Source organism: Rhizobium sp. BK512, from assembly GCF_014194915.1.
Taxonomy (GTDB): domain Bacteria; phylum Pseudomonadota; class Alphaproteobacteria; order Rhizobiales; family Rhizobiaceae; genus Rhizobium.
On sequence record NZ_JACIAS010000007.1, the window covers coordinates 50,851 to 75,209 of the forward strand.

The 24,359-nt window shown below is 57.1% G+C and carries 24 protein-coding genes; 11 read left to right on the forward strand and 13 right to left on the reverse strand.

The features are described from left to right. Positions 1-39: 39 nt before the first annotated feature. Entirely contained in the window at positions 40-636 is a 597-nt protein-coding gene (locus tag FHX06_RS23655; RefSeq protein WP_112544974.1) for a nitroreductase family protein, read from the forward strand. A gap of 61 nt (positions 637-697) precedes the next feature. On the opposite strand, the gene gyrB is transcribed toward FHX06_RS23655, so the two are convergent. The 5 genes from gyrB to FHX06_RS23680 form a co-directional block, all read right to left on the reverse strand. Further along, positions 698-3,133 (reverse strand): DNA topoisomerase (ATP-hydrolyzing) subunit B, encoded by a 2,436-nt coding sequence (gene gyrB, locus FHX06_RS23660; protein ID WP_112970666.1) that lies wholly within the window; start codon positions 3,131-3,133, stop codon positions 698-700. 133 nt (positions 3,134-3,266) lie between these two features. Further along, on the reverse strand, positions 3,267-3,644 hold the full coding sequence (locus FHX06_RS23665; RefSeq protein ID WP_112544972.1) for a helix-turn-helix domain-containing protein: 378 nt from the start codon (positions 3,642-3,644) through the stop codon (positions 3,267-3,269). Beyond that, a complete protein-coding gene (locus FHX06_RS23670; RefSeq protein ID WP_112970667.1) occupies positions 3,641-4,210 on the reverse strand; it encodes a Smr/MutS family protein in 570 nt (189 codons plus the stop codon). The genes FHX06_RS23665 and FHX06_RS23670 overlap by 4 nt, the downstream gene beginning before the upstream one ends. Further along, positions 4,210-5,325, reverse strand: coding sequence for a murein transglycosylase A (locus tag FHX06_RS23675; RefSeq protein ID WP_112970668.1), 1,116 nt, complete (start codon positions 5,323-5,325; stop codon positions 4,210-4,212). The genes FHX06_RS23670 and FHX06_RS23675 overlap by 1 nt, the downstream gene beginning before the upstream one ends. After that, positions 5,318-6,022: a Tim44/TimA family putative adaptor protein gene (locus FHX06_RS23680; RefSeq protein ID WP_183881106.1), complete on the reverse strand. Its 705-nt coding sequence runs from the start codon at positions 6,020-6,022 to the stop codon at positions 5,318-5,320. The genes FHX06_RS23675 and FHX06_RS23680 overlap by 8 nt, the downstream gene beginning before the upstream one ends. A 126-nt stretch (positions 6,023-6,148) precedes the next feature. On the opposite strand from FHX06_RS23680, the gene FHX06_RS23685 reads away from it, so the two are divergent. Together FHX06_RS23685 and secB are read left to right on the forward strand one after the other, a co-directional pair. Beyond that, a complete protein-coding gene (locus FHX06_RS23685; protein ID WP_112970669.1) occupies positions 6,149-6,667 on the forward strand; it encodes an FxsA family protein in 519 nt (172 codons plus the stop codon). Positions 6,668-6,765: 98 nt separating this feature from the next. Further along, complete coding sequence (gene secB, locus FHX06_RS23690; RefSeq protein ID WP_112544967.1) at positions 6,766-7,248, forward strand: protein-export chaperone SecB; 483 nt, start codon at positions 6,766-6,768, stop codon at positions 7,246-7,248. Between the two features lie 58 nt (positions 7,249-7,306). On the opposite strand, the gene dnaQ is transcribed toward secB, so the two are convergent. From dnaQ to FHX06_RS23715, 5 genes are read right to left on the reverse strand one after another with little or no spacing between them, the layout of a single operon-like run. Beyond that, entirely contained in the window at positions 7,307-8,026 is a 720-nt protein-coding gene (gene dnaQ, locus FHX06_RS23695) for a DNA polymerase III subunit epsilon (protein ID WP_112970670.1), read from the reverse strand. Continuing rightward, positions 8,019-8,630: a dephospho-CoA kinase gene (coaE, locus tag FHX06_RS23700; RefSeq protein ID WP_112970671.1), complete on the reverse strand. Its 612-nt coding sequence runs from the start codon at positions 8,628-8,630 to the stop codon at positions 8,019-8,021. The genes dnaQ and coaE overlap by 8 nt, the downstream gene beginning before the upstream one ends. After that, a complete protein-coding gene (locus tag FHX06_RS23705) occupies positions 8,630-9,487 on the reverse strand; it encodes a shikimate dehydrogenase (RefSeq protein WP_112970672.1) in 858 nt (285 codons plus the stop codon). Before FHX06_RS23705 ends, coaE begins: the two co-directional genes overlap by 1 nt. Continuing rightward, a complete protein-coding gene (locus FHX06_RS23710) occupies positions 9,480-10,079 on the reverse strand; it encodes a Maf-like protein (RefSeq protein WP_112970673.1) in 600 nt (199 codons plus the stop codon). The genes FHX06_RS23705 and FHX06_RS23710 overlap by 8 nt, the downstream gene beginning before the upstream one ends. Positions 10,080-10,113: 34 nt before the next feature. Next, positions 10,114-10,935: a pyruvate, water dikinase regulatory protein gene (locus tag FHX06_RS23715; protein ID WP_112970674.1), complete on the reverse strand. Its 822-nt coding sequence runs from the start codon at positions 10,933-10,935 to the stop codon at positions 10,114-10,116. A 402-nt stretch (positions 10,936-11,337) separates the two neighbouring features. Between FHX06_RS23715 and hemE the strand changes: the two genes are divergently transcribed. The 8 genes from hemE to FHX06_RS23755 all read left to right on the forward strand — a co-directional run bounded on the left by hemE (position 11,338) and on the right by FHX06_RS23755 (position 20,114). Next, positions 11,338-12,375: a uroporphyrinogen decarboxylase gene (hemE, locus tag FHX06_RS23720; RefSeq protein ID WP_113209809.1), complete on the forward strand. Its 1,038-nt coding sequence runs from the start codon at positions 11,338-11,340 to the stop codon at positions 12,373-12,375. Continuing rightward, positions 12,375-12,911, forward strand: coding sequence for a protoporphyrinogen oxidase HemJ (gene hemJ / locus FHX06_RS23725; RefSeq protein WP_029868908.1), 537 nt, complete (start codon positions 12,375-12,377; stop codon positions 12,909-12,911). Before hemE ends, hemJ begins: the two co-directional genes overlap by 1 nt. A gap of 197 nt (positions 12,912-13,108) precedes the next feature. Beyond that, positions 13,109-14,374: a transcription termination factor Rho gene (gene rho, locus FHX06_RS23730; protein WP_029868909.1), complete on the forward strand. Its 1,266-nt coding sequence runs from the start codon at positions 13,109-13,111 to the stop codon at positions 14,372-14,374. A gap of 103 nt (positions 14,375-14,477) precedes the next feature. After that, entirely contained in the window at positions 14,478-15,800 is a 1,323-nt protein-coding gene (mnmE, locus tag FHX06_RS23735; protein ID WP_113209808.1) for a tRNA uridine-5-carboxymethylaminomethyl(34) synthesis GTPase MnmE, read from the forward strand. A gap of 64 nt (positions 15,801-15,864) precedes the next feature. Then, positions 15,865-17,739: a tRNA uridine-5-carboxymethylaminomethyl(34) synthesis enzyme MnmG gene (mnmG, locus tag FHX06_RS23740; RefSeq protein ID WP_113209807.1), complete on the forward strand. Its 1,875-nt coding sequence runs from the start codon at positions 15,865-15,867 to the stop codon at positions 17,737-17,739. Positions 17,740-17,767: 28 nt separating this feature from the next. Then, positions 17,768-18,385 carry a 16S rRNA (guanine(527)-N(7))-methyltransferase RsmG gene (rsmG, locus tag FHX06_RS23745; protein ID WP_112970678.1) on the forward strand — a complete coding sequence of 206 codons (618 nt, stop codon included), beginning with the start codon at positions 17,768-17,770 and terminating at the stop codon, positions 18,383-18,385. Positions 18,386-18,404: 19 nt separating this feature from the next. Beyond that, entirely contained in the window at positions 18,405-19,199 is a 795-nt protein-coding gene (locus FHX06_RS23750) for a ParA family protein (protein ID WP_183881108.1), read from the forward strand. Positions 19,200-19,232: 33 nt separating this feature from the next. Beyond that, on the forward strand, positions 19,233-20,114 hold the full coding sequence (locus FHX06_RS23755; protein ID WP_029868805.1) for a ParB/RepB/Spo0J family partition protein: 882 nt from the start codon (positions 19,233-19,235) through the stop codon (positions 20,112-20,114). Here the strand turns inward: FHX06_RS23755 and holA are convergent, their stop codons facing one another. The 3 genes from holA to leuS are packed head-to-tail and all read right to left on the reverse strand — an operon-like array spanning position 20,115 to position 24,312. Further along, entirely contained in the window at positions 20,115-21,158 is a 1,044-nt protein-coding gene (gene holA, locus FHX06_RS23760; RefSeq protein ID WP_183881110.1) for a DNA polymerase III subunit delta, read from the reverse strand. It lies immediately after the preceding gene. A gap of 12 nt (positions 21,159-21,170) precedes the next feature. Continuing rightward, positions 21,171-21,692 (reverse strand): LPS assembly lipoprotein LptE, encoded by a 522-nt coding sequence (locus tag FHX06_RS23765; RefSeq protein ID WP_113209805.1) that lies wholly within the window; start codon positions 21,690-21,692, stop codon positions 21,171-21,173. Then, entirely contained in the window at positions 21,682-24,312 is a 2,631-nt protein-coding gene (gene leuS / locus FHX06_RS23770; RefSeq protein ID WP_113209804.1) for a leucine--tRNA ligase, read from the reverse strand. Before leuS ends, FHX06_RS23765 begins: the two co-directional genes overlap by 11 nt. Between the last annotated feature and the right edge of the window lie 47 nt (positions 24,313-24,359).

Sequence of the window (24,359 nt, forward strand, 5' to 3'; positions counted from 1 at the left end):
ATGGAATCCTCCATCCATCGCTAACTTCCGGAAGCCAGCATGACGAAAGCCAACAGCCGCGAATCCCAATATCCAATCGACCCCATGTTTCTCGAGCGTTGGTCACCACGCGCCTTTACCGGTGAGACTATCGAAGAAACCCAGCTTCTGACACTGCTCGACGCCGCGCACTGGGCACCATCTTCCGCGAATATGCAGCCCTGGCGGTTCCTTTACGCATTGAAGGGCTCGGAGCATTGGGAAGAGTTCGTGAGCCTGCTCGTCGAATCCAACCAGGAGTGGGCGAAGAATGCTTCAGCGCTGATCTTTGTGGTTTCGCGCAGTTTCAACGGCGCTCGCAGCGAGGGGCGGTCAAGCTATACGCATTCTTTCGATGCCGGCACAGCCTGGGGCCATCTTGCCATGCAGGCCCGCATTTCCGGCTTCTATGCCCATGGCATGGGCGGCATCAAGCATGACGAGATCAAGGAAAAGCTTGGTGTTCCCGATGGTTACCGAGTCGAAGCGGGCATTGCCGTCGGTCGTATCGCCGATAAGAACACCCTTTCCGAGCGTAACCGCGAACGCGAATTTCCGAGCCAGCGCAAGCCGCTCTCGGAGGTCGTCTTCAACGGCCATTTCATCGGCAACGATTGATCGCCAAATAGAAAGCCCCGCAAGCTGATGGCTGCGGGGCTTTTTCGTGACCAGTTTCGGGTCAGATATCTAGGTTTGCAACGCTCAGCGCATTGTCCTGGATGAATTCGCGGCGCGGTTCGACTTCATCGCCCATCAGGCGGGCAAAGAGACCGTCGGCATCAGTCGCATCGGCGACCTTGACCTGCAACAGCGAGCGAACGTTCGGATCGAGCGTCGTTTCCCAGAGCTGCTCGGCATTCATTTCACCGAGACCCTTGTAGCGCTGCATCGTCAGCCCCTTGCGGCCGCTCGCAAAAATCGCATCGAGAAGAGCGCGCGGACCAGAAATTTCGACGTCGCCATCACGCCGGCTGAGTGCCGGCGGCGTCTGATAGATTTCCTTCATGCGTGGTGTCAGCTGATCGATAAGACGGGCATCCTGGGAGCCGATCAGCGCCATGTCGAGCACAACAACTTCCTTGACGCCACGAACCATGCGTTCCAGGCGAATGCCGCCCTCGCTGGTGAGGTTGCCTTCCCAGCCGCGTTCGGTTTCCTCGGCGATGATGTCGAGACGCTTGGCCACCTCGGTTGCCAGCTCCTGGGCGCGCTCGGCATTGCTGACGGTTTCGGCATTGAGCGCGCCGGCGATGGCCGCCTGTTCGACGACCGCACGATTGTAGCGCGAATGCAGGTTGTCGAGCAGCGCGCGCAGGCGCAGGGCATCGTGAATGACCTCATTCAGATCCTGGCCGACACGGACTTCGCCGCTGGCGAGCTTCAACGCCGCATCTTCCAGACCCTGGCCGATCAGATAATCTTCCAGCGCTTTTTCGTTCTTGACGTACTGGACCGACTTGCCGCGCGAGACCTTATAGAGCGGTGGCTGGGCGATATAGAGATGACCGCGCTCGATCAGTTCCGGCATCTGCCGGAAGAAGAAGGTGAGCAATAGCGTACGGATGTGGGCGCCGTCGACGTCGGCATCCGTCATGATGATAATCTTGTGGTAGCGCAGCTTCTCGGCATTGAACTCGTCCTTGCCGATACCGGTGCCGAGTGCAGTGATCAGCGTACCGATTTCCTGGCTGGAGAGCATCTTGTCGAAACGGGCACGCTCGACATTCAGGATCTTGCCGCGCAGCGGCAGGATCGCCTGATTTTCGCGCGAGCGCCCCTGCTTTGCAGAACCGCCTGCGGAATCACCCTCGACGAGGAAGACTTCTGACTTGGCCGGATCGCGTTCCGAGCAGTCGGCAAGCTTGCCGGGCAGCGAGGCGATATCGAGCGCACCCTTGCGGCGTGTCAGTTCGCGTGCCCTGCGGGCTGCTTCACGGGCGGCAGCGGCTTCGACGACCTTGCCGACGAGAATCTTGGCTTCGCTCGGATGTTCCTCGAACCAGGTATTCAAGGCCTCATTGACGAGGCTTTCTACGACAGGGCGAACTTCCGACGAAACAAGTTTGTCTTTCGTCTGCGATGAGAATTTTGGATCCGGTACCTTAACCGACAGGACTGCGGTAAGACCTTCGCGACAATCTTCGCCCTGCAGCGTCACCTTTTCCTTTTTCGTAATGCCGGAATTATCGGCATAGGAAACGACCTGACGCGTCAATGCGGCACGGAAGCCGGCCATATGCGTGCCGCCATCGCGCTGGGGGATGTTGTTGGTGAAGCAAAGCACGTTCTCGTGATAGCTGTCGTTCCACCACATGGCCACCTCGACGGTGATGCCATCCTTCTCGCCGCGGATCGCGACGGGCTTTTCGACAAGCGGCTTCTTGGCACGGTCGAGATAGGAAACAAAGGCTTCGAGACCTCCGTCATAGACCATCTCTTCCTGCTTGATGTCGGAGTGACGCTTGTCCGTCAGCAGAATGCGGACGCCGGAATTGAGGAAGGCGAGTTCCCGCAGGCGGTGCTCGAGCGTGCCGTAGTCGAACTCCGTCATCGTGAAGGTTCCGCTGCTCGGCATGAAGCTGACTTCCGTGCCGGTCTCGTTGCCCGCTTCGCCCGTCACCTTCAACGGAGCATCGGCTACGCCGTGGGTGAAGCTCATCTCATGAATCTTGCCCTGGCGACGGATTTTCAGCTTCAGCCAGACGGACAACGCATTGACGACCGAAACGCCGACGCCGTGCAGACCGCCGGAAACCTTATAGGAATTCTGGTCGAACTTACCGCCGGCATGGAGCTGGGTCATGATGACTTCGGCTGCCGATACGCCTTCGCCGCTGTGAATATCGGTCGGAATGCCGCGGCCGTTGTCCGTCACGGTTACAGAGCCATCCGGATTGAGCGAAACGGTGACGATATCGGCATGGCCGGCCAGCGCTTCGTCGATCGCGTTATCGACGACTTCATAGACCATGTGGTGGAGGCCCGAGCCGTCGTCGGTATCGCCGATATACATGCCGGGGCGTTTGCGCACGGCATCGAGGCCCTTCAGGACCTTGATGGAATCTGCGCCATATTCGGTGTTTACGCCGTTTTCCGTCGCGGGTGCATCGGTCATTCTGTCGAGATTTTCCCTGTTGTCGTGAGCAACGGCGCGCCTTGCGAATCACCGGCTTTTTCAATGTCGAATATAGGTTTTTTGCAGCGAGTTCCCAATGGCAAGGCCCTAAAACAAGGCATAAATCAGGGGATTATGACGCTTTTCCGTCCACTTTGCCGCCATTTTCAAGAAGCGCCGATAACCGGGCGATATCGCCGCTGTCAAGGCTGCGGATTCGCTTGGCCAGACGATTGGCAAATTCGGTATATTCGGGCGGCAGGCCCGAGGTATCGACCACCACGCGCGGATCGGAAGAGCCGGCAACGAGGAAGAGTTCCTCGGCCTCATCCCAAATGATGTTGAAGTAGCCTGCGATGCGCTGCAGCAGATCGAAGCTCGGTACACCGCGCTTTCCGTGCTCGAGCGCCGAGAGATAGGCGGGCGAGACATTGAGCGCCGCAGCCATCTCTTTCTGCGTGACTCCCTTGCGGGCGCGCAGCTTTCGGACTGCTTCGGCAAACGGCGTCACAACGTTTCCCCGGCCCGCCGCGAGAGGCGGATATAGAGGGCGCCCGCCCCACCATGATGTTGGGCCGCAGGTTCATATGACGAAATCAGAAACCGAAATTCCGGCTTGGAAAACCAGAGCGGCACTGCGCGCTTCAAGGCGCCTTCGCTGCCCATTGAACTGCCTTTTCCAGTGATGACCAGGACATGCCGCATGCCGCGTTCATGCGCGCGGATCAGGAAATCGAGCAGAAATGAATGCGCCTCACTCTGGACCATGCCATGAAGATCGATCCGTGCTTCCAGCGCCAGCTTACCCTTGGCAATCTTGCGCTTGACCGGACGCTCCAGCGGATGGTGGACGCCCGAGGGCTGTTTTGCGGGTATCTGGGCTACTGCTTGCTGCGGAAGCGGTGTGGCCGCCCTCTGCTTTTCTACTTTTTCCTGTTCGGCGGCCGCCTCAGCCTCCGCCAAGAAGGCATCGAGGGCAGTCAATTCATTCGTCTTGCCGGGCATAGGCCGGGTACTGCGGGCGACCTTGCCCCAGAGGATCCTCTCGTCTGCACTGAGCTTGCGGTCCTTCGCCATCAGAGGAACCTCGCTGCAGCGGCATTGGGGATGAGAATTGCGAAATCGGCATCGTTGCGTACCGTTCCCGCCAACTCTCCTGCATCATAGCCCGAACCAGTGAAAATATCTCCGCGCGCAGGACCGACAATTGCCGAACCGGTGTCCAGCGCCAGCATCAGCCGTTGAAACGGCTTGCCGGCATCAAGGTGTGTCAGGGTTTCGGAGCGGATGAAAAATGGAAAACCGAATGTATGGATCAGGCGGTCGACGGCGAGCGATCGTCCTGCAAGCAGCGGCACTTTCGCGGCGGCGATCGGCCCTGAATTTGCATCGTCAACCGCTGTTTCCCGAAAGAAAATATAGGACCGGTTATGCCAGAGGACTTCGTCAATCTGGTCCGGATGAGCGGCAAGCCACACACGGATCGCCTGCATCGAAATTTTCGCGCGGTCGATCTCGCCGCGGTCGATCAGAAGCTTGCCGATAGCCGAAAATGGATGACCAGCTTTTGCGGCGTAGGTGATGCGGCCAAGTCTGCTATCCGGATAGCGCAGCCGTGCGGCGCCCTGCACATGGACAAAGAAAAGATCGACCTTCGATTTTACCCAGGCGATCTCGAGACCACGGCCTTCGAGATAGCCCTGATCGATCTCGCGGCGGTCCGGATAGGCATCGATCAGCCCGTCACGCACGCGCCCGAACGCGTAGGAACTATCGAGATTGCCGGGACGATTTTGATCGTCGAGGTCGACAAGATCGTCCGGTCTCCGGTAGATCGGAAACCGGTAGGTCGCGTCCCGTCTGTCGGAAACTTCGATTTCGGGTTCGTAGAAGGCGGTGACGAAACCGCTAGCACCGTCGGCCCGGACAATCCGAAACGGCTGACAGTGCTTCTCGAAAAAGGCGCGCGCTTCGTCGGCCGAAGACGGATGAAACGCCTCTGCTTCCTCCAGCAATGGAAGGAGGTCTGCTGAACTCAGCCCCAGCGACCCGCTACGATAGTGTTTCGTTTCGGAAATATGGCGGCGACAGGCAGCCATGACTTCAAAAAGGCTGGAGGGATCGTCATCCCTCCAGCCTTTCAATGCGTCGAAACTGACTGCCTGAAGGGCAAAGCCGGCTGCGTCACTCATGTTCCGATTCGGTCGCGACGAGTTTCCAGTTGGGGTCACGCGATCGCGTATCGCGAGCGAAGGTCCAGAGATCGTTGACCTCGGCGACATTTTCGGCATCGCCATCGATCAGCACATCGCTCTTGTCGTAAGTCGCTGAGATCAGCTGGCTGATGATGCGCACAGTGATTTGCGCCTCGCTGCCCTTGGTCTCGGCATGGGTGATCTCGGCCTTGTCGATGCCCACGAAAGTGGACTTCATCTTCTCGCCCTTACTTTCGCGATCGGTGATCGCTGCGTCGAAGCCGTCATAGACTTCCCGGGAGAGAAGATTCTTCAGCTTTTTGCGATCGCCATCGGCAAAGGCCATGACAATCATCTCGTAGGCCATCCGGGCGCCGTTCAAGAATTCCTTCGGGTCGAAGGAGGCATCGGCTCTGTTGAGCGCGCGCAGCGATTCGTTCAGCGGCGTGCCTGCCGGCGCGAAGGCGTCGATGGCGGAAAAGCGATCTTCCTCTTCTCCGTTCACATCGCGCCGCGGCAGGGTTACGACCTTGCCGGCATCGGCGCTATCGTTTTGCACAGCATCCCGTGGCGTATAGAGATCACGCGGCGGCTTCTCATTTCCGGTGCGGCGTCCAAGAACGGACCGAAGCTGAAAGAAAATCAGCACCGCCGCCACCAAGAAAAATAATGTGATGAAGTCGTTTGAACTCATATCCCGCCGTTCGCTGTTAACATCCCTGATTTCTAACCCCATATAGTCCGGCTATACGAATGATTCAAATCATGGCTGTTATCTTTGCCAGTGCCAAGAGGAGCCCGGGCCACTCGGGATAAAGAGATGCGTTTTTCCATGCTGCCGGTTTTCGCGCTGCTTCTGCCGCTTGCCGAGATCGCCGGCTTCGTGATTGTCGGCCGCGCAGTCGGACTCGCCGCGACGCTGGCGCTTGTCCTGCTTGGCTTTGTCATCGGTTCGTTCCTCTTGCGCCGGCAAGGTATCAGCATCCTGCGCCGCATGTCTGCCGAGGGGCGTGGTGGTACCATGCCCGGACGGGAATTGCTCAATCCGGCAATGAACGTGATCGCGGCGCTGCTCTTCATCATCCCCGGCTTTCTCTCGGATATTCTGGCGATCCTGCTTCTTATCCCGCAGGTTCGCAACCTGCTCTGGCGGTCGATTGCGAAGCGTTTCGTCGTCGTCGGCACCAGCGGCGGAGGCTTCTCCGCATCGTCGCGTCCGGATTTTGAGAACCGGCCGGGCAAGCCAAGCGATTCAAAGGTGGTCGATCTCGATGAAGAGGACTATCATCGCCAACCGAACGAAAACTCACCTTGGTCCGGAAAAAGGCTCGGCGACTAGGGCCGAGGCACGTTAACTGCCCCGGAGGCCCAGGGTTGTAAGCCCCTCCCCGAAATGTTAGATGGCGGCACCATCCAATGCCCCTCGAGGAAAAGCCCATGGCAGACGACAACAACAGCAACGGCGCAACGAGCCCGACCCTTTCGATCCTTGCCCAGTACGTCAAGGATCTTTCCTTCGAAAACCCGGGCGCACCGCGCTCGCTTCAGGCCCGCGACAAGGCACCGGCGATCAACATCAATGTGAACGTCAACGCCAATCCGCTGTCCGACACGGATTTCGATGTCGTGCTTTCGCTGATTGCCGAAGCCAAGGAAGGCGACAAGACGGTCTTCCACACCGAGCTCGTCTATGGTGGCGTCTTCCGCGTTGCCGGCTTCCCCCAGGAACACATGCTGCCGGTTCTCTTCATCGAGTGCCCGCGCATGCTTTTCCCGTTTGCGCGCCAGATCATTGCCGACGTCACGCGCAATGGTGGCTTCCCGCCGCTGATGATCGATCCGATCGACTTCGCGCAGATGTTCGCGCAGCGTGTTGCTGAAGAGCAGGCCCGTTCCAAGGTTCAGGCCGTTCCGAACTAAGCCGCTCTTCACAGGCCCTCGAAATCAGATGCCCGGCTTTGTCCGGGCATTTTTATTTTCAATTGAGCTGTTCGTATTTCGACCAAACCGCCTTTTGACCAAGCTTGGCGACCAGGGCCTCATGGGCCTCGGCTTCCGCTTCGCTCAATCGCGGCGCCAGGGGCCGCGGTCTCTCCATGATGGCTGCGACCACAACTTCGTCTGCCTCGGCATTGTCCTTGTTCTGGCTCACAGATCCTGCGACGCCGAGCCCCAGTGCAGCCTGCCGGCCGCCGATCATTTCTATGTAGACTTCGGCGAGAAGTTCGGAGTCGAGGAGAGCACCGTGTTTGGTACGGTGCGAGTTGTCGATGCCATATCGGCGGCAGAGAGCGTCGAGCGAGTTCGGTCCCATCGGATGCTTGCGGCGAGCAAGAGAGAGCGTGTCGATCACGCGATCCGGCAGGATCGGCGGCTGGCCAAGCCTGGCAAGCTCGGCATTCACGAAGCCCATGTCGAAAGTGGCGTTGTGGGCGATCCACTTGCCGTCGTCGCCGAAGAATTCCAAGATCTCCTCGACGACGTCGGCAAAGGGCGGCTTGTCCTTCAGGAACTCGTCTGTGATGCCGTGAACGGCGAGCGCATCCGGATGGACCTTCTGATCACCCGGATTGACGAAAAGGTGAAGCGTCCTTCCTGTCGGGAAATGATTGAAGAGTTCGATGCCGCCGATTTCGATGATGCGGTCCATGCGGTTGTCGAGGCCGGTGGTTTCCGTATCGAAAATAATCTCACGCATGCGGGACTTCTTCCTTCGCTATCCGCTTCTTCAAGTCGGCCACTATATCTGCCACCTGTTCTCTCGTCGTCTCTATGGCGTGGCTGCTATCCACGATGTAGTCGGCCCGACGGCGTTTTTCCGCATCCGACATCTGGCGGGAGAGAATCATATTGAATTTTTCTTCCGTCATGTTCGGTCGCGCAAGCACCCTCTCCCGCTGAATCTGTGGTTCGGCGCTGACAACGACAATGACATCCACCCTCTTTTCCGCGCCGGTTTCAAAAAGCAGGGGGATGTCGAGCACGACCATATCTGCTCCCACCTCTTTCTGCCGTGCCAGGAATTCACTCTCCCGCTTGCGCACCAGGGGATGAACAATCTCTTCGAGCCGCTTGAAGCCAGTTGGATCTCGAGCGAGTTGGCGGCCAAGTTGCTCACGGTCGACGACACCGTTCTTCATCGTACCGGGGAAAGCAGCGTTGACCAAAGGTGCTGCCTCGCCGGCATAGAGATCGTGTACGACAGCATCCGAATCGTTGACCGCGACACCGGCTTCGGCAAAGAGCTTCGCCGTTGTCGACTTGCCCATTCCGATAGATCCGGTGAGGCCGATCTTCAGCATCAGTGTCTTTCCATATCGGCAATGATCAGTGCGCGTAGCGTTTCATCGACGACGGGCCGCCTGCCGAACCATTTTTCAAATCCCGGAACCGCCTGATGCAGGAGCATGCCGAGGCCATCGACGATAGCAAAACCCTGTTCTTCTGCCTGTGCGAGGATCGGTGTTTTCAGCGGCACATAAACAATGTCGGTAACAACCGCGTCCAAAAGCATTGGAGAGAAATCGATGGCGGGCGCTGCCTCGCCGTCCATGCCGAGAGAGGTGGTGTTGATGAAGAGGCCTGCCCCTTTCATCACTTCGCCGAGAGCTGCGGTCGGGTGGGCGTGGACTTTTGAACCGAAGCGATCGGCCAGTTCTTGCGCCCGCTCTACGGTGCGGTTGACGACATGGATTTCCTTGAAGCCGCGGTCGCGGACCGCTTGGATGACGGCGCGACTTGCACCGCCGGCACCGAAGATGACGACCTGGTCATGCCGGTCCCATCCCGGATGGCGCTCATCGAGATTGGCGGTGAAGCCGCGACCATCGGTGTTGGTAGCGAGTATTTTCCCGTCCTCCAGCCACAGCGTATTCGAGGCGCCCAGTTCTTCCGAAAGCTCATCCGGTCTATCAGCGAGTTTGAACGCCATCTCCTTATGGGGAATCGTGACATTGCCGCCGACGAAACCGGCGCTGCCGGTTCTTAAAGAGACGATAAAATCTGCAAAGGTTTCCGGTGCGACCTCATGCGCGCGGTAGCTGCCGGGCAGATCGAGGGTCTTCAACCAGTAGCCATGGATCAATGGTGAGCGGGAGTGCTTGACGGGAAAGCCCGTGACAAACGCCGTCGGCCCATGTGTTTCACGTGAATCATCCATCGATCGCATCCAGTTCCCGGAGTTTTGCAAGGAGGGGCAACATGGGTAGGCCGAGGATCGTGAAGTAATCTCCGTCGATCTTCTCGAACAGTTGGATCCCCTCTCCCTCAAGCTGATAGGCACCGACACTTGCCAGCGCCTTTGATCCGACGCGGTTCAAATGACGCGCAATGAAATCATCAGTCAGCGGGCGCATCGCCAGTTCAGCATGCGCCACATGCTGCCACAAGACCTCGCCGTCTCTGACGATGGCGACTGCGCTATTCAGACGGTGCGTTTTGCCGCCTAGCATGCGCAGATGGTTAGTGGCATCCGCAATGTCCCTCGGCTTGTGAAAGACCTGGGCACCGAGAGACATCGTCTGGTCCGAACCGATGACGAGGGCACCACCGAAGCGCCGGCTGACTTCACCCGCTTTTGCCTCGGCTAGAACGAGTGCCACCTCGTCCGCCGTAGCGCCCGATTTTTCCAGAGGTGCTTCGATTGCCCGTTCGTCAATGTGAGCGGCATGGGCTTCAAAAGCCAAGCCAGCATTTTTCATCAGCATCTGCCGGAACGGGCTCGATGATGCGAGAACGAGCTTCGGTGTCATCCAGGTCCTCGAGAGCGATTCAGTCGTTCAGCGCTTAACGCAGCTTTGGGCGCAGGGCAACGATTGCCGCTGCGGTTTCCTCGATCGAGCGCCGGGTGACGTCGATCATTGGCCAATTGTGGCGAGCGCAAAGGGAGCGCGCATATTTCAGCTCCTCCGAGATTGCGGCACGGTCGGTATAATGTTCCCGGTCGAAACCAGGGGTGGATCCGAGAAGGCGATTTTCCCGGACCTGAGAAATCCGGTCCGTCGTGGCGATGAGGCAGACGATCAAGGGTTTCGTCGCGGTCGCCAAAGCTTCGGGCAAAGGTACGCCATAGACGATCGGGATATTCGCAGTCTTGATGCCACGGTTTGCGAGATAGATGCTGGTCGGCGTCTTCGACGTGCGGCTGATGCCGACGATGACGACATCCGCTTCATTATAATCCTCCGGCATCTGGCCGTCGTCGTGATCCATCGTGAAATTAAGTGCTTCGATGCGCGCGAAGTAGCCGGCATTCATGACGTGCTGCGCCCCGACCCGCCTTCTGGAGGGAGCTCCAAGATAGATCTGGAACGCGCCGATAACAGGTTCCAGCACGTTGACGGAGGCAACGCCCATTTCCGCGCAGCGTTCATCAATGATGCTGGCAAGCTCAGGATCGACGATCGTGTAGAGAACAATGCCGGGTTCACTGTCGATCGCCTGAAGGACAGGCATCAGCTGCTTGCGGTTTCGGATCAGCGGATAGACGTGCTCGATCGGCTGAGACGACTTGAATTGAGCCGAAGCGGCGCGGCCGGCGGAGATCAGAGTCTCCCCGGTCGAGTCAGAAATCAGATGCAGATGGAAGAAGTTCGTTCTGTTCTCCACGCTATTTTCCGCTGCCTGTTGAAAAGACTGGACAGCAAAGAGCTAATGGCGGGGCGGGGATCGAGGCAAGGGAAAACATGCCCGATTATCCACATCCGGAACTTTCGAGTGTCACTCCGGAGACGCTTGTGGACTGTGGGGATGATATTCATGCCTTCCGATATGATGCACAGCTTGTCCACAAGTTGAGGGTCAAAGTGAAAGCTTGGAAGGCTTTGGAATCTTTGCCGGATTCGAAGCGATCACCATTTTCTTCAGAAGTGCAGGAATTTCGATCCTCGTCGGCGCCACGGGCGTGACAAATCGCGCTGTCAGTGGATGGATTTTAGTCCTTGATAGACACCGACTCTAAGAAATAGAAACCTTTTAAAATATCTTTGGATTTTTATAGGGAAGAAGCGCTTGACCGAAACGCGCCGGAAAATCATGCGGGTTCTCGACGGAGAAACCCTGTCGCCCCCTCCCCTCTGGCTCATGAGACAGGCAGGTCGCTATCTGCCCGAGTACAGGGAAACGCGCGCGAAGGCAGGAAGTTTCCTCGATCTCTGTTATTCGCCTGACCATGCAGTCGAGGTGAGCCTTCAGCCGATACGGCGCTACGGTTTTGACGCCGCTATCCTGTTTTCGGATATCCTCGTCATTCCCGATGCGATGAAGCGCAATGTGCGTTTTACCGAGGGGCATGGGCCGGAGATGGATCCGATTGATGAGACAGGTATCGCTGGTCTCGACGGGGAAAATGTCGTCGATTACCTGCAGCCTGTGCTGGAGACGGTAAAGCGTCTGAGGAATGAGTTGCCTTCAGAGACGACGCTCCTCGGCTTCTGCGGCGCTCCCTGGACGGTTGCGACCTATATGATCGCTGGCCGAGGCACGCCTGACCAGGCGCCTGCGCGTCTGTTCGCGTATAGGCATCCGCGTGCGTTCGAGCATTTGCTGATGCTGCTTGCGGATGTCTCTGCCGACTATCTCGTGGCCCAGATCGATGCGGGCGCTGATGCGGTGCAGATCTTTGATTCCTGGGCCGGTGTTCTCGGCGAGAAGGAGTTTGAAGCTTTCGCAATCCGTCCCGTGGCGCGCATGATCGCTTCAATCAGGTCGCGGCGACCGCAGGCGCGGATCATCGCTTTCGCCAAAGGTGCGGGCTATATGCTGAAGACTTACCGGCAGAAGACCGGGGCTGATGCGATCGGGCTCGACTGGTCGGTGCCGCTTGCCTTTGCGGTCGAGCTGCAGAAGGACGGACCAGTGCAGGGCAATCTCGATCCAATGCGTGTCGTGGCTGGCGGTCGCTCACTGGAGGAAGGTATCGACGATATTCTTCAGATGCTCGGAAATGGACCGCTGATCTTCAATCTCGGTCATGGCATTACGCCGCAGGCGGATCCGGAGAATGTACGCCGTCTTGTCGAGCGCGTGCGTGGCGCGAGGGCAGCGTAGTGGAGAAGCAAACGGATAAGCGACCAGGTGTCTATGCGCGCCGGCGCGCCCATTTTGCGCTGATCTTCTTTGCACTTCTGGCCGTCGGGCTTTTCGCCTGGAACCCGGATAATCTCTATCTGTGGATCAAGGCGCTTCACATCATCGCGGTGATTTCCTGGATGGCGGGGCTGTTTTATATGCCACGGCTTTTCATCTATCATACGGATGCGGAGCCCGGTTCGGCGCAATCCGAGACCTTCAAGGTGATGGAGCGGCGGTTGCTCAGGATCATCATGAACCCGGCGATGATGCTGACCTGGATTCTCGGCCTTTATCTCGCCTGGTCAGTGTATGGTTTCCAGGGCGGCTGGCTGCATGCCAAGATTGGGCTCGTGGTTCTTCTGACGCTGGTCCATGTTTTCTTCAGCAGGGCCGTAAGCGCCTTTGAACGTGACGAAAACCGCCGTTCGGCCCGCTATTGGCGCTTCATGAACGAGGCTCCGACAGTCTTGATGATCCTCATCGTTATCCTCGTCGTGGTAAAGCCTTTTTAAGGTCGGAGGCGGCTGCGGTTAAATTTCAGTCATTTTAAGCAGCCCCCTTGCGGGCCGGGTTGTGACTCGCTATTTTCCGCGCATCTCATCTTCGTGGCATGTGTGTAGAGTTCAGTCGCCTGCGAGCCCCTTTCGCAGTACCGAATACGACCCAACATCGCCTTTCCCCTTCTAAAATAAAGAGTATTGGTCACTTCATGGCTGAAATGAAGCTTCAGGAACTTAAGAGTAAATCCCCGACGGATCTTCTGGCTTTTGCCGAATCGCTCGAGGTCGAGAATGCGAGCACGATGCGCAAGCAGGAGCTCATGTTCGCAATCCTCAAGGTTCTTGCCAGCCAGGACATCGAAATCATCGGCGAAGGCGTCGTTGAAGTCTTGCAGGATGGTTTCGGGTTTCTGCGTTCCGCAAATGCTAACTACCTTCCCGGCCCGGACGATATCTACATCTCGCCCTCCCAGATTCGCCGCTTCTCGCTGAAGACCGGCGACACGGTCGAGGGTCCTATCCGCGGTCCGAAGGAAGGCGAACGCTATTTCGCACTCCTCAAGGTCAACACGATCAATTTCGACGATCCCGAAAAGATCCGTCATAAGGTTCACTTCGACAACCTGACGCCGCTCTATCCGAACGAGCGGTTCAAGATGGAACTGGATGTTCCGACGTCGAAAGATCTTTCGCCGCGCGTCATTGATCTCGTAGCGCCTCTCGGCAAGGGCCAGCGCGGTCTTATCGTTGCTCCCCCGCGTACCGGTAAAACGGTTCTCCTGCAAAACATCGCGCACTCGATTACCGCGAACCATCCGGAATGCTATCTAATTGTTCTGCTGATCGACGAACGCCCGGAAGAAGTCACGGACATGCAGCGTTCGGTCCGTGGGGAAGTTATCTCTTCCACATTTGACGAGCCAGCGGTTCGGCACGTGCAGGTCGCCGAAATGGTGATCGAGAAGGCCAAGCGTCTCGTGGAACACGGCCGCGACGTTGTCATCCTGCTCGATTCCATCACCCGTCTCGGCCGCGCTTACAATACCGTCGTTCCTTCGTCCGGTAAGGTTCTGACGGGTGGTGTCGACGCCAACGCGCTGCAGCGCCCGAAGCGCTTCTTTGGCGCGGCCCGCAATATCGAGGAAGGCGGCTCGCTGACCATTATCGCGACGGCTCTTATCGATACCGGCAGCCGCATGGACGAAGTCATCTTTGAAGAGTTCAAGGGCACCGGCAACTCTGAAATCGTCCTCGACCGCAAGGTCGCTGACAAGCGTATCTTCCCGGCCATGGACATTCTCAAGTCCGGTACGCGTAAGGAAGACCTGCTCGTGCCGCGCCAGGATCTGCAGAAGATCTTCGTTCTGCGTCGTATTCTCGCTCCGATGGGCACGACGGATGCGATTGAATTCCTTATCGACAAGCTGAAACAGACGAAGAATAATGGTGATTTCTTCGACTCGATGAATACCTGATTATTAGCCGGATTCCTCAGATTGAGGCTGGTGAGTCGTTTATGCGACCGCCAGCCTTTTCTGTTTCAGATAGATTCGGAAGCGAACCGATAGGCCGAGGTCCATGGAAGCGTGGAACGATACCATATTTGCTCTTTCGAGCGGTGCGCCGCCGTCAGGCGTGTCCGTGATTCGTGTCAGTGGCCCGCAAACCACTGTGATCCTGGAGGCATTGGCTGGTGAGATTCCATCGCCGCGAATGGCGTCATACCGAACGATTCGGACTCGGAACGGTTTTCCCATCGATACAGGTCTGATCCTCTTCTTTCCCGGCCCGGCCTCTTTTACCGGCGAGGATTCAGCAGAATTTCAGATCCACGGCTCAAGAGCCGTTATATCGGCTCTGTCCCAGGAGCTGGCGGAGTTCCCAGATACCCGACTTGCACTGCAAGGCGAGTTCAGCCGCCGTGCCTTTGAAAATGGCAAGCTTGATCTTGTCGAAGTCGAAGGTCTGGCAGATCTTATCGCCGCCGAGACGGAGATGCAGCGCCGGCTGGCGCTCGAACAGAGTTCGGGAGGACTGTCGCGACTATACGATTCGTGGGCGGAACGAATTACGCGTTCTCGTGCCCTAATTGAAGCCGAACTCGACTTTCCGGATGAAGACGACGTTCCAGGCTCCGTTTCAGATCAAATCTGGATATCCCTCACAGAACTTCGCCAAGAGATCCGGGATCATCTTTCGCATGCGGATATGGGTGAAATCGTTCGAGACGGCTTCAAGGTTGTTATTGCGGGCGCACCAAACGCCGGGAAGTCGAGCCTTATGAACTGGTTCGCGCAGAAAGACGTGGCAATCGTCACCGAAATCGCGGGCACGACGCGCGACGTTCTCCATGTCGATATCAATTTGAACGGCTATCTAGTTAGGCTCTATGACACTGCCGGCCTGCGGGATACGGCCGATATCGTGGAGCAGGAAGGTATCAGGAGAGCGCAGGTAGCATTGACCAACGCGGATCTCGTACTTTTTCTGGCAGACATCGGATCATCGAATCCGATAGACGCCGCCGACTTGGAACGCGCACCTTCGCATGTTATTGTCGGGACCAAGCGAGATCTATATCCTTCGGCTGCTTCCTACGATCTTCAGATCTCGACATTGACGGGTGAAGGTCTTCCGGAACTTCGGGACTTCGTTTTCTCCTCTATTGAACAGAAGTTTGGGGGATTGTCCCTTGCTGTTCCAACACGGGAGCGCCACAGGGATTCGCTTGCGAAGTGCCTGACTGCCCTCTCGGTGGCGATCGATCAGACGGAGCAGAGTTTGGAGATCAGAGCGGAGTCGTTGAGGCTCTCGGGTGACTATCTGGGACGTATTACCGGACGAGTGGATGTTGAAGATCTTCTCGGCGTCATCTTCTCTGAGTTCTGTATCGGTAAATGATTCACGTGGAACACGGATCGCAGTAGATGCAGAGTTTCACGTGAAACCTTTTGTGGAGTAGCGCATGAGCGCCTGCAGTTATGACGTTATCGTAATCGGAGGCGGTCACGCCGGATCCGAAGCAGCTGCTGCGGCTGCCAGGATGGGTGCAAAGACTGCCTTGATCACGCATCGACGCGATACAATCGGAATAATGTCCTGCAACCCAGCCATCGGCGGCCTCGGTAAAGGCCATCTCGTTCGCGAGATAGATGCGATGGACGGTCTTATGGGCCGTATTGCCGATGCAGCGGGCATCCAGTTCCGAATGTTGAACAAGAAGAAGGGTGCGGCTGTACGCGGTCCACGCACACAGGCAGATCGTAAACTCTATCGTCTTGCTATGCTGGATGCCATTGAAGCGATCGAGAACCTCGACGTGATCGAGGGCGATGCTTTTGATCTAGACATCAGAGACAATCGAGTCGCCGGCGTAATGATGAAGGACGGGAGGCTCATCGCGAGCCCATCTGTTGTCATAACGACCGGCACGTTCCTTCGGGGGCTCATCCATATAGGAGGCGTAAAGACACCAGCAGGCCGGACGGGAGAGCCGCCGTCGATGGGACTTTCGATGACCTTTCTCCGATTGGGTTTGAAACTGGGACGCCTTAAGACCGGGACTCCAGCTCGACTGAACGGGAAGACGATTGATTGGGAATCAGTCGGGCGCCAGGCTGCGGATGATGAATTGATTCCGTTCTCCTTCATGACGGACCATATTACAAATCCACAGGTCGAATGCGGTGTAACGAGGACCACGGAAGCGACGCATCGGATCATCGTCGACAATCTGCAGAAATCGGCGATGTATTCTGGTCAGATCGAAGGTGTCGGTCCGCGCTACTGTCCATCGATCGAGGATAAGCTCGTCAAATTTGGCGAGAGAGACGGGCACCAGATCTTTCTCGAGCCAGAGGGGCTCGATGACGACACCGTTTATCCGAATGGAATTTCAACATCTCTACCGGCAGATGTGCAGGCCGCGTTTATTGGCACTATCCCAGGCTTGGAGCGCGTGGAGATATTGCACCCGGGCTACGCGATTGAATATGATCATGTCGATCCACGTGAGTTAACGGCGACGTTAGAAGTCAAGAAGCTTCCCGGGCTCTTCTTGGCGGGGCAGATCAATGGAACGACAGGTTACGAAGAAGCAGGTGCCCAAGGCCTTGCCGCGGGCCTCAACGCGGCATTGTTGAGCGGGAACTCGAAGCCTTTCATATTCAGCCGCACAAACTCCTATATCGGTGTTATGATAGACGACCTGACTTCGCGAGGTGTTACGGAACCGTACCGAATGTTCACGTCTCGAGCTGAATATCGATTGACGCTTCGTGCGGACAATGCCGATGCGCGGCTTACGCCCGCCGCAATCGAACTGGGTTGTGTGTCCTCTGAACGCCGCGTTCGTTTTGCGGCATTCCAGGACGAACTGGAGAATGGGAGGGCATTGCTTCAGTCTCTGTCAGTTACGCCGAATGAGGCCCGAAAGGTTGGGCTTAACATTAACTTGGATGGCCAGCGCAGAACCGCCTATGAACTCCTGTCCTATCCCGAGTATACGTTCTCGGATTTGGGACATGTCTGGGGGGATTTGCACGCTTTCTCACGGAAGGTTTCGGAGGCCTTGGAGATTGAGGCGGGTTATTCGGTCTATATGGATCGTCAGGCCGCTGCCATAGAGGCGCAGCGGCGCGATGAGGCGCGAGCGATTCCTATGGACTTTGACTACAGTAGCCTGTCTGGACTTTCGAACGAGTTGAAGAACAAGCTGAACATCCAGAAGCCCGCGAATATAGCGCAGGCTCTGAAGGTGGAAGGCATGACACCCGCAGCGATCTCGCTTCTGTTGGTATATCTGCGCCGCGACGAAAGTGTTCGGACACAAGTCGCCTAATTGCTGCAAGGTTTGAGAGTCTTCGGGAATGGAATTAAACGGATTACGTGTTTCACGTGAAACACAAGAACGTCTGCAGCATTTTGCGGATCTCTTTACGAAATGGGCAAAGGCGATCAATCTTGTAGCGCCTTCCACAATGAGCGATATGTGGAGCCGGCATATTGCGGATAGCGCACAGATATTTCAGATCTCTCCTCAGCCTCAAACCTGGATCGATCTCGGAAGCGGCGGCGGTTTTCCTGGTGTGATTACTGCGATCTTTCTTTCGGAACACCAGCAGGGCTGGGTTCATTTGGTCGAGAGTAACAATAAGAAGGCAGCATTCCTGCGAACAGCGTTGCGAGAAACCGGCGCTCGCGGTGAGGTACATGCGACCAGGATAGAGGATGCGCCAGCAGCAATAGCTGCCTGCGACGCTATTTCCGCCCGTGCATTGGCCGATCTCGATAAGCTGATTGAATATGCGGCGCCCTGGATGGTTGGAACGGAAAATAATCACGCATATTTTCACAAAGGCCGGGATTACCAGAGAGAGATCCAGAAAGCACGTGGTCGCTGGGCTTTTGATCTGCTAGAACACAATAGCGCTGTCGAGCAAGATTCTGTTATTCTCGAAGTATCAAATCTCCGGCGCCTGGTTTAACAACGCGGATATTGCGGCAATGGCTGGCGAACGTAATCGGATTATCACCATCGCAAATCAAAAAGGTGGTGTCGGCAAGACTACCACGGCAATCAATTTGGCAACGGCTCTTGCCGCTATCGGCGAACGAGTACTGATTATCGATCTGGACCCACAGGGTAATGCAAGCACTGGTTTGGGTATTGATCGGCGCAATCGGAAGCTTTCTTCCTATGATCTGATGGTCGGCGAGACTGGCGTCGTCGAAACCGCCTTGGAAACAGCGGTTCCCAATCTCTTTATTGTCCCCTCGACCATGGATCTTCTCGGCGTCGAGATGGAAATCTCCCAGCAGAGCGACCGTGTCTTCAAACTCAAGAAGGCATTGTCTTCAACCGAGGCGAAGTCCTTTTCTTATATCCTTCTCGACTGCCCGCCTTCCTTCAACTTGCTGACGATGAATGCCATGGCGGCTGCTCATTCGGTGCTGGTGCCTCTACAGTGTGAATTCTTTGCACTTGAAGGTCTGAGCCAGCTTCTGGAGACCGTCAACCAGGTCCGCGGGACGGTCAATCCACAACTCGACATTCAAGGCATCGTGCTGACGATGTTTGATGCTCGTAACAATCTGGCGCAACAAGTCGTAAACGACGTGCGGACCCATCTCGGTGAGAAGGTCTATCACACGCTTATTCCGCGGAACGTTCGCGTTTCGGAAGCGCCCTCTTACGGCAAGCCTGCGATTCTCTACGATCTCAAGTGTGCCGGCAGCCAGGCCTATCTGCAGCTCGCATCGGAAGTTATCCAGCGGGAGCGGCAGAGGCTAGCAGCCTGAACGCGTGCATGACAGAGTAAGCGAGTTTTGAACATGAATGATGATACATCGAAAAGACGGCTCGGCCGTGGTCTCGCAGCCCTTATAGGCGAAATGGATCAGCCTGTTCCGGCGGAAACGGAAAGACCTGCGGTCAGCGCAGACCGGATGATTCCGATCGAGTTCGTCACGCGCAATCCTCGCAATCCTCGCCGTTTTTTCGATGACGCTGAACTTCACGATCTTGCGAGCTCGATCCGTCAGCATGGTATTGTGCAGCCAATCGTCGTCAGGACGCTCGCGCGGGATCGTTATGAAATTATAGCCGGCGAAAGACGCTGGCGTGCCGCCCAATTGGCGGGCTTGATTGAAATCCCCGTTATCATCCGGGATGTGGATGATAAAACGGCGCTGGAAATTGCGATCGTTGAGAACGTTCAGCGATCCGATCTCAATGCTCTCGAAGAGGCGCTGGGCTATGAGCAGCTCATTGCCGAGTACGGATATACCCAAAACGATCTCGGTGAGATCATCGGCAAGAGCCGCAGCCATGTCGCCAATTCGTTGCGCCTGTTGAAACTGCCTGATCCTGTTCGTGACATGCTGGCTGCCGGCAGCCTTTCTGCGGGACATGCGCGCGCGCTGGTGTCGACATCAGATCCCGCCGCGCTTGCACGCACAATCGTTTCCAAGGGCATGTCAGTCCGCGATGCGGAAAAGCTTGCGCAGAACGACATCAAGGCTCAGTCAGAGCCGCAGGTGGCTGTTCAAAAGAACCAGAAGGATTCCGATACGCTGGCTCTGGAGCGCACGCTGTCGGATACGCTTGGTCTCGACGTATCCATCAACCACAAGGCCGGTGGTGGTCAGATACGAATTTCCTATAAGTCTCTGGAGCAACTCGAGGAAGTCTGCCGGCTTTTGGAACGCCGCTGATCAGGCTTGTGGTCGCCGTGCCGACTGCAGTGTCGTGGAGAGCAATGTCTGCACAGCGATGCTGTCTTCCAATATTTGACGCTGCCTCGTTTGCAGGATGGCGGCCTGCAGGCGCTTCGTTTCACGGGTGATGGCGTCTGCGCTCCAGCTTTTTAGTGCCTGTTCGATGATCGGCTTACGTCGGAAATGAAGATGCCTGCCCTGCGTCTGCATGATCTGTGCGGGCGGCACTCTCTTTTCATCCATTTCGGCCCGCATTGTGTCGAGAAGCTGAAACTGCCGCAGGCAAGCCTGGAGAACCAGGAAGACCGAGGTCTTGGAACTGGTAATCTTCTGCATCGCATGCAGGAAATTGGTGCTGTTACCGCTTAATATCGCGTCAACTGCATCGTCGACCGAAATGGCGCTGGCGTCGCCAATTATTTCGGTAACGTGATGATCGTCAACCGTTTCCATGCCCCTGCAATAAAGCGCCAGTTTGCGAATTTCGTTTCTGGAAGCAATTCTGTCGCCGCCGATCAGCGCCACGAGAGCTTGCCTCGCAGCAGGCGTTATGCCCAGCCCCTCGGCAGAAAGTTCATTGTCGATCAAGGCGTTTAGAGCGCGGCCGTCGTCGGCATAACAAGGGATTGCCACAGCTGTGCGAGCGGCTTCGACTGTCTTGCGTAACGCCGATCCCTTCTTCAGGTCACCCGCTTCGACGATGATGCTGGCTGCGTCAAGGGAAGCTCCGGACAGAAATGCGACAGCATCGACGAGATATTTCTCGTTTGCGGCTCCCCTCACCCATATCAGCTTTTCGCCGCCGAAAAGACCGATAGACTGGGCTTCATCGACCAGGCGACCGGGCTCTTTCTGCAGATCGCCGACGTCGAGCTTGGTGACGGAGAACGGATCATTCTGATCTATGCCAGTCTTTCCGGCGATCATACCGGCGCGCTCGGAAACAAGTCCGCGGTCGGGGCCATAGATCAGATAGATGCGGTGCAGGCGTGCAGATTTCTGCAGGAATCCGTCGAATTCATGGGATTTGATTTCCGCCACGCCATGACTCCCTTAGCGGCTGAGCGCGGCGGCGAGGTCTGCTCCCACGAATTCAGCGGCCTGGTTGGCGGCGCGATTTTCGGCATCGAGGATCGCGCGCTGCTTGGCGAATTCCTGACGCGGAAAGTCCACCAGGGACGTCGCGTCGCGTCTGCCCGCCTTGATCACTTGATTGTCTTTGGTAGTGCGCAAAATGAAGCTGACCGAAACATTCACGCGCCCCGCGCGAGACGTGTCCGATGACTGAACGAGCAAGGTATCTGCAACGTAGGACGAAACCTGCAATGCAACCATGTATTCCGGCTTCTCGACTTCGCCGGCGCCCCGGGAAGCCAGGAAAATCAGACGATTGCGAACTACCTGTCCGACACGTGTGCCCGCTTCGGAAAAGCCGACGGAGCCGAGCTTCTCGGTAACGCCGGTACTTTCGGAATAGAGCGGCCGAACCTGGCAGGCGGAAAGAAACGCCGTGGAGACAAGGATCGTGACGATGCCGGCGCGACGCGCAAGCTTGCGGGCGAAATCAGACGACAATGTTTACAATCCTCTGTGGAACCACGATGATTTTTTTCGGTGCCTGACCGTTCAAGACATTCTTCACCGCGTCCAATTCCAGCACGGCTTCGGTGACGGCATTCTGATCTGCGTCGCGAGAAATTGTCAATTCGGCGCGCTTCTTGCCGTTAATCTGCACGGGAAGGATCACGTCGTTTTCAACGACCAGAGATGCGTCATAGTCCGGCCAGGCCGCATGGGCGATGAGTTCCTTGTTGCCAAGGGTCATCCAGCATTCCTCGGCCAGATGCGGCGTCATGGGCGCGACGAGCTGGATCAGGATCTCGGCCGCGTTTCGGATGGCAGCCCGATAGGCTGCATCGCCCTCGCCGGATGCCACCTTCGTCAGCGGGCCTGCCAGCGCGTTGACGAGTTCGTAGATGCGGGCAACCGCCTTGTTGAACCAGAGCCTGTCATAGTCGTTCTGGACCGCCTTCAGCGTCTTGTGGGCGAGCTGCGAGATCGCCAGTGCTTCGCCTTCCTTTGCCGGCTTGGAATCGACAACGGAGAGTGCTTCAGCCGCTTCCGAAATCAGGCGCCAGAGGCGCTGCGTGAAGCGATGAGCACCTTCAACACCGGCTTCGGACCAGATGACGTCTCGATCGGGCGGAGAGTCCGACAGTACGAAGAAACGTGCGGTATCGGCGCCGTACGAGGCGATGATATCATCCGGGTCCACAACGTTCTTCTTCGACTTCGACATCTTTTCGATCGAGCCGATCGCGATTTCCTCGCCTCCATCAAGCAGATAGGCGCTGCGCCTGCCGTCTATTTCCTCGATGCGGATATCGGCGGGCGAAATCCATTCGCGATGCATGCCGGCGCCGCGGCTGTAGGTTTCATGAACCACCATGCCCTGGGTGAACAGGCCCTTGAAGGGCTCCTTGACATCCACATGGCCGGTCTCGCGCATCGCCCTGGTAAAGAAACGCGAATAGAGCAGATGCAGGATCGCGTGCTCGATACCGCCGATATACTGGTCGACGGGCAGCCAGCGGTTTGCCGCAGTCGGATCTGTCGGCTGCTTCTCCCAGGGTGCCGTGAAGCGGGTGAAATACCAGCTCGAATCGACGAAGGTGTCCATCGTATCCGTCTCGCGGCGCGCATCCTTGCCGCATTGCGGGCAGGCGACGTGACGCCAGGTTGGGTGACGGTCCAGCGGATTGCCGGGCTGATCGAAAGTCACATCCTGCGGCAGCTCTACCGGCAGGTCCTTCTTTGGAACCGGCACGACGCCGCAATCATCGCAATGAATGACCGGAATCGGGCAGCCCCAGTAACGCTGGCGGGAAATGCCCCAGTCGCGCAGGCGGAAATTGACCTTGCGTTCGCCCTGCGGCGCATTGCCGAACAGCGTTGAAGACAGTTTGTCGGCAACAACCTGGAAGGCTTCGTCCGTCGTCTTGCCATCGAGGAAGCGTGAGTTGATCATCACGCCCTCGCCGTCATAGGCGACATCACCGACGGTGAAGCTCGCCACATCGCCGTCCTTCGGCATCACGACGGGTACGACCGAAAGGCCATACTTGCGCGCAAAATCCAGGTCTCGCTGGTCGCCGGAGGGGCAGCCGAAGATGGCGCCTGTGCCGTAATCCATCAGAACGAAATTGGCGACATAGACCGGCAATTCCCAGGAAGGATCCAGCGGATGCTTCACGCGGATGCCGGTGTCCATGCCCTTCTTCTCTGCCGTTTCGAGGGCAGCAAGAGAGGTGCCGGCTCGGCGGCATTCCTCGCAGAAGGCCTCGATGTCCGCATTTCTTCCTGCCGCTTCCTTGGCGAGTGGATGATCGGCGGCGATTGCCAGGAAGGAGGCGCCAAACAGGGTATCCGGGCGCGTCGTGTAGACCACAACCTCGGTTTCGCCGGCAGGTGCGGTTTCCGGGACGATCTCCCAGCGGATCGTGAGACCTTCAGAGCGGCCGATCCAGTTCTTCTGCATCAGCCGTACTTTTTCCGGCCACTGGTCGAGCGTATCGAGCGCGTCCAGCAGGTCCTGGCTGAAATCGGTGATCTTGAAGAACCATTGCGTCAGCTCGCGCTGTTCCACCAGCGCGCCGGAACGCCAGCCACGACCGTCGATGACCTGTTCGTTGGCGAGAACCGTATTGTCAACCGGATCCCAGTTCACCTTCGACTGCTTGCGGTAGACGAGACCCTTTTCCAGGAAGTCCAGGAAAAGATGCTGCTGTTGCTGGTAGTATTCGACGTCGCATGTCGCGAATTCGCGCGACCAATCCAGCGAAAGGCCCATCGCCTTCAGCTGTGCCTTCATTGAGCCGATGTTCTGATAGGTCCAGGACGCAGGATGCACGCCACGTTCCATCGCGGCATTTTCGGCCGGCATGCCGAAGGCATCCCAGCCCATCGGATGAAGGACATTATAGCCGCGGGCGCGCTTATAGCGCGCCACGACGTCGCCCATGGCATAGTTGCGGACATGGCCCATATGGATACGGCCCGACGGATAGGGGAACATCTCTAGGACGTAATATTTCTCGCGCGGATCGGAGTTGTCAGTCTCGAAGACCTTCTCCTCGTTCCATTTCTGCTGCCAGCGGGGCTCAGCATCGCGCGGATTGTAACGTTCGGTAGCCATAGTATCAGAATTTCCGGAAAATCAGGGGAGGTTGGCCGAGACCTTCA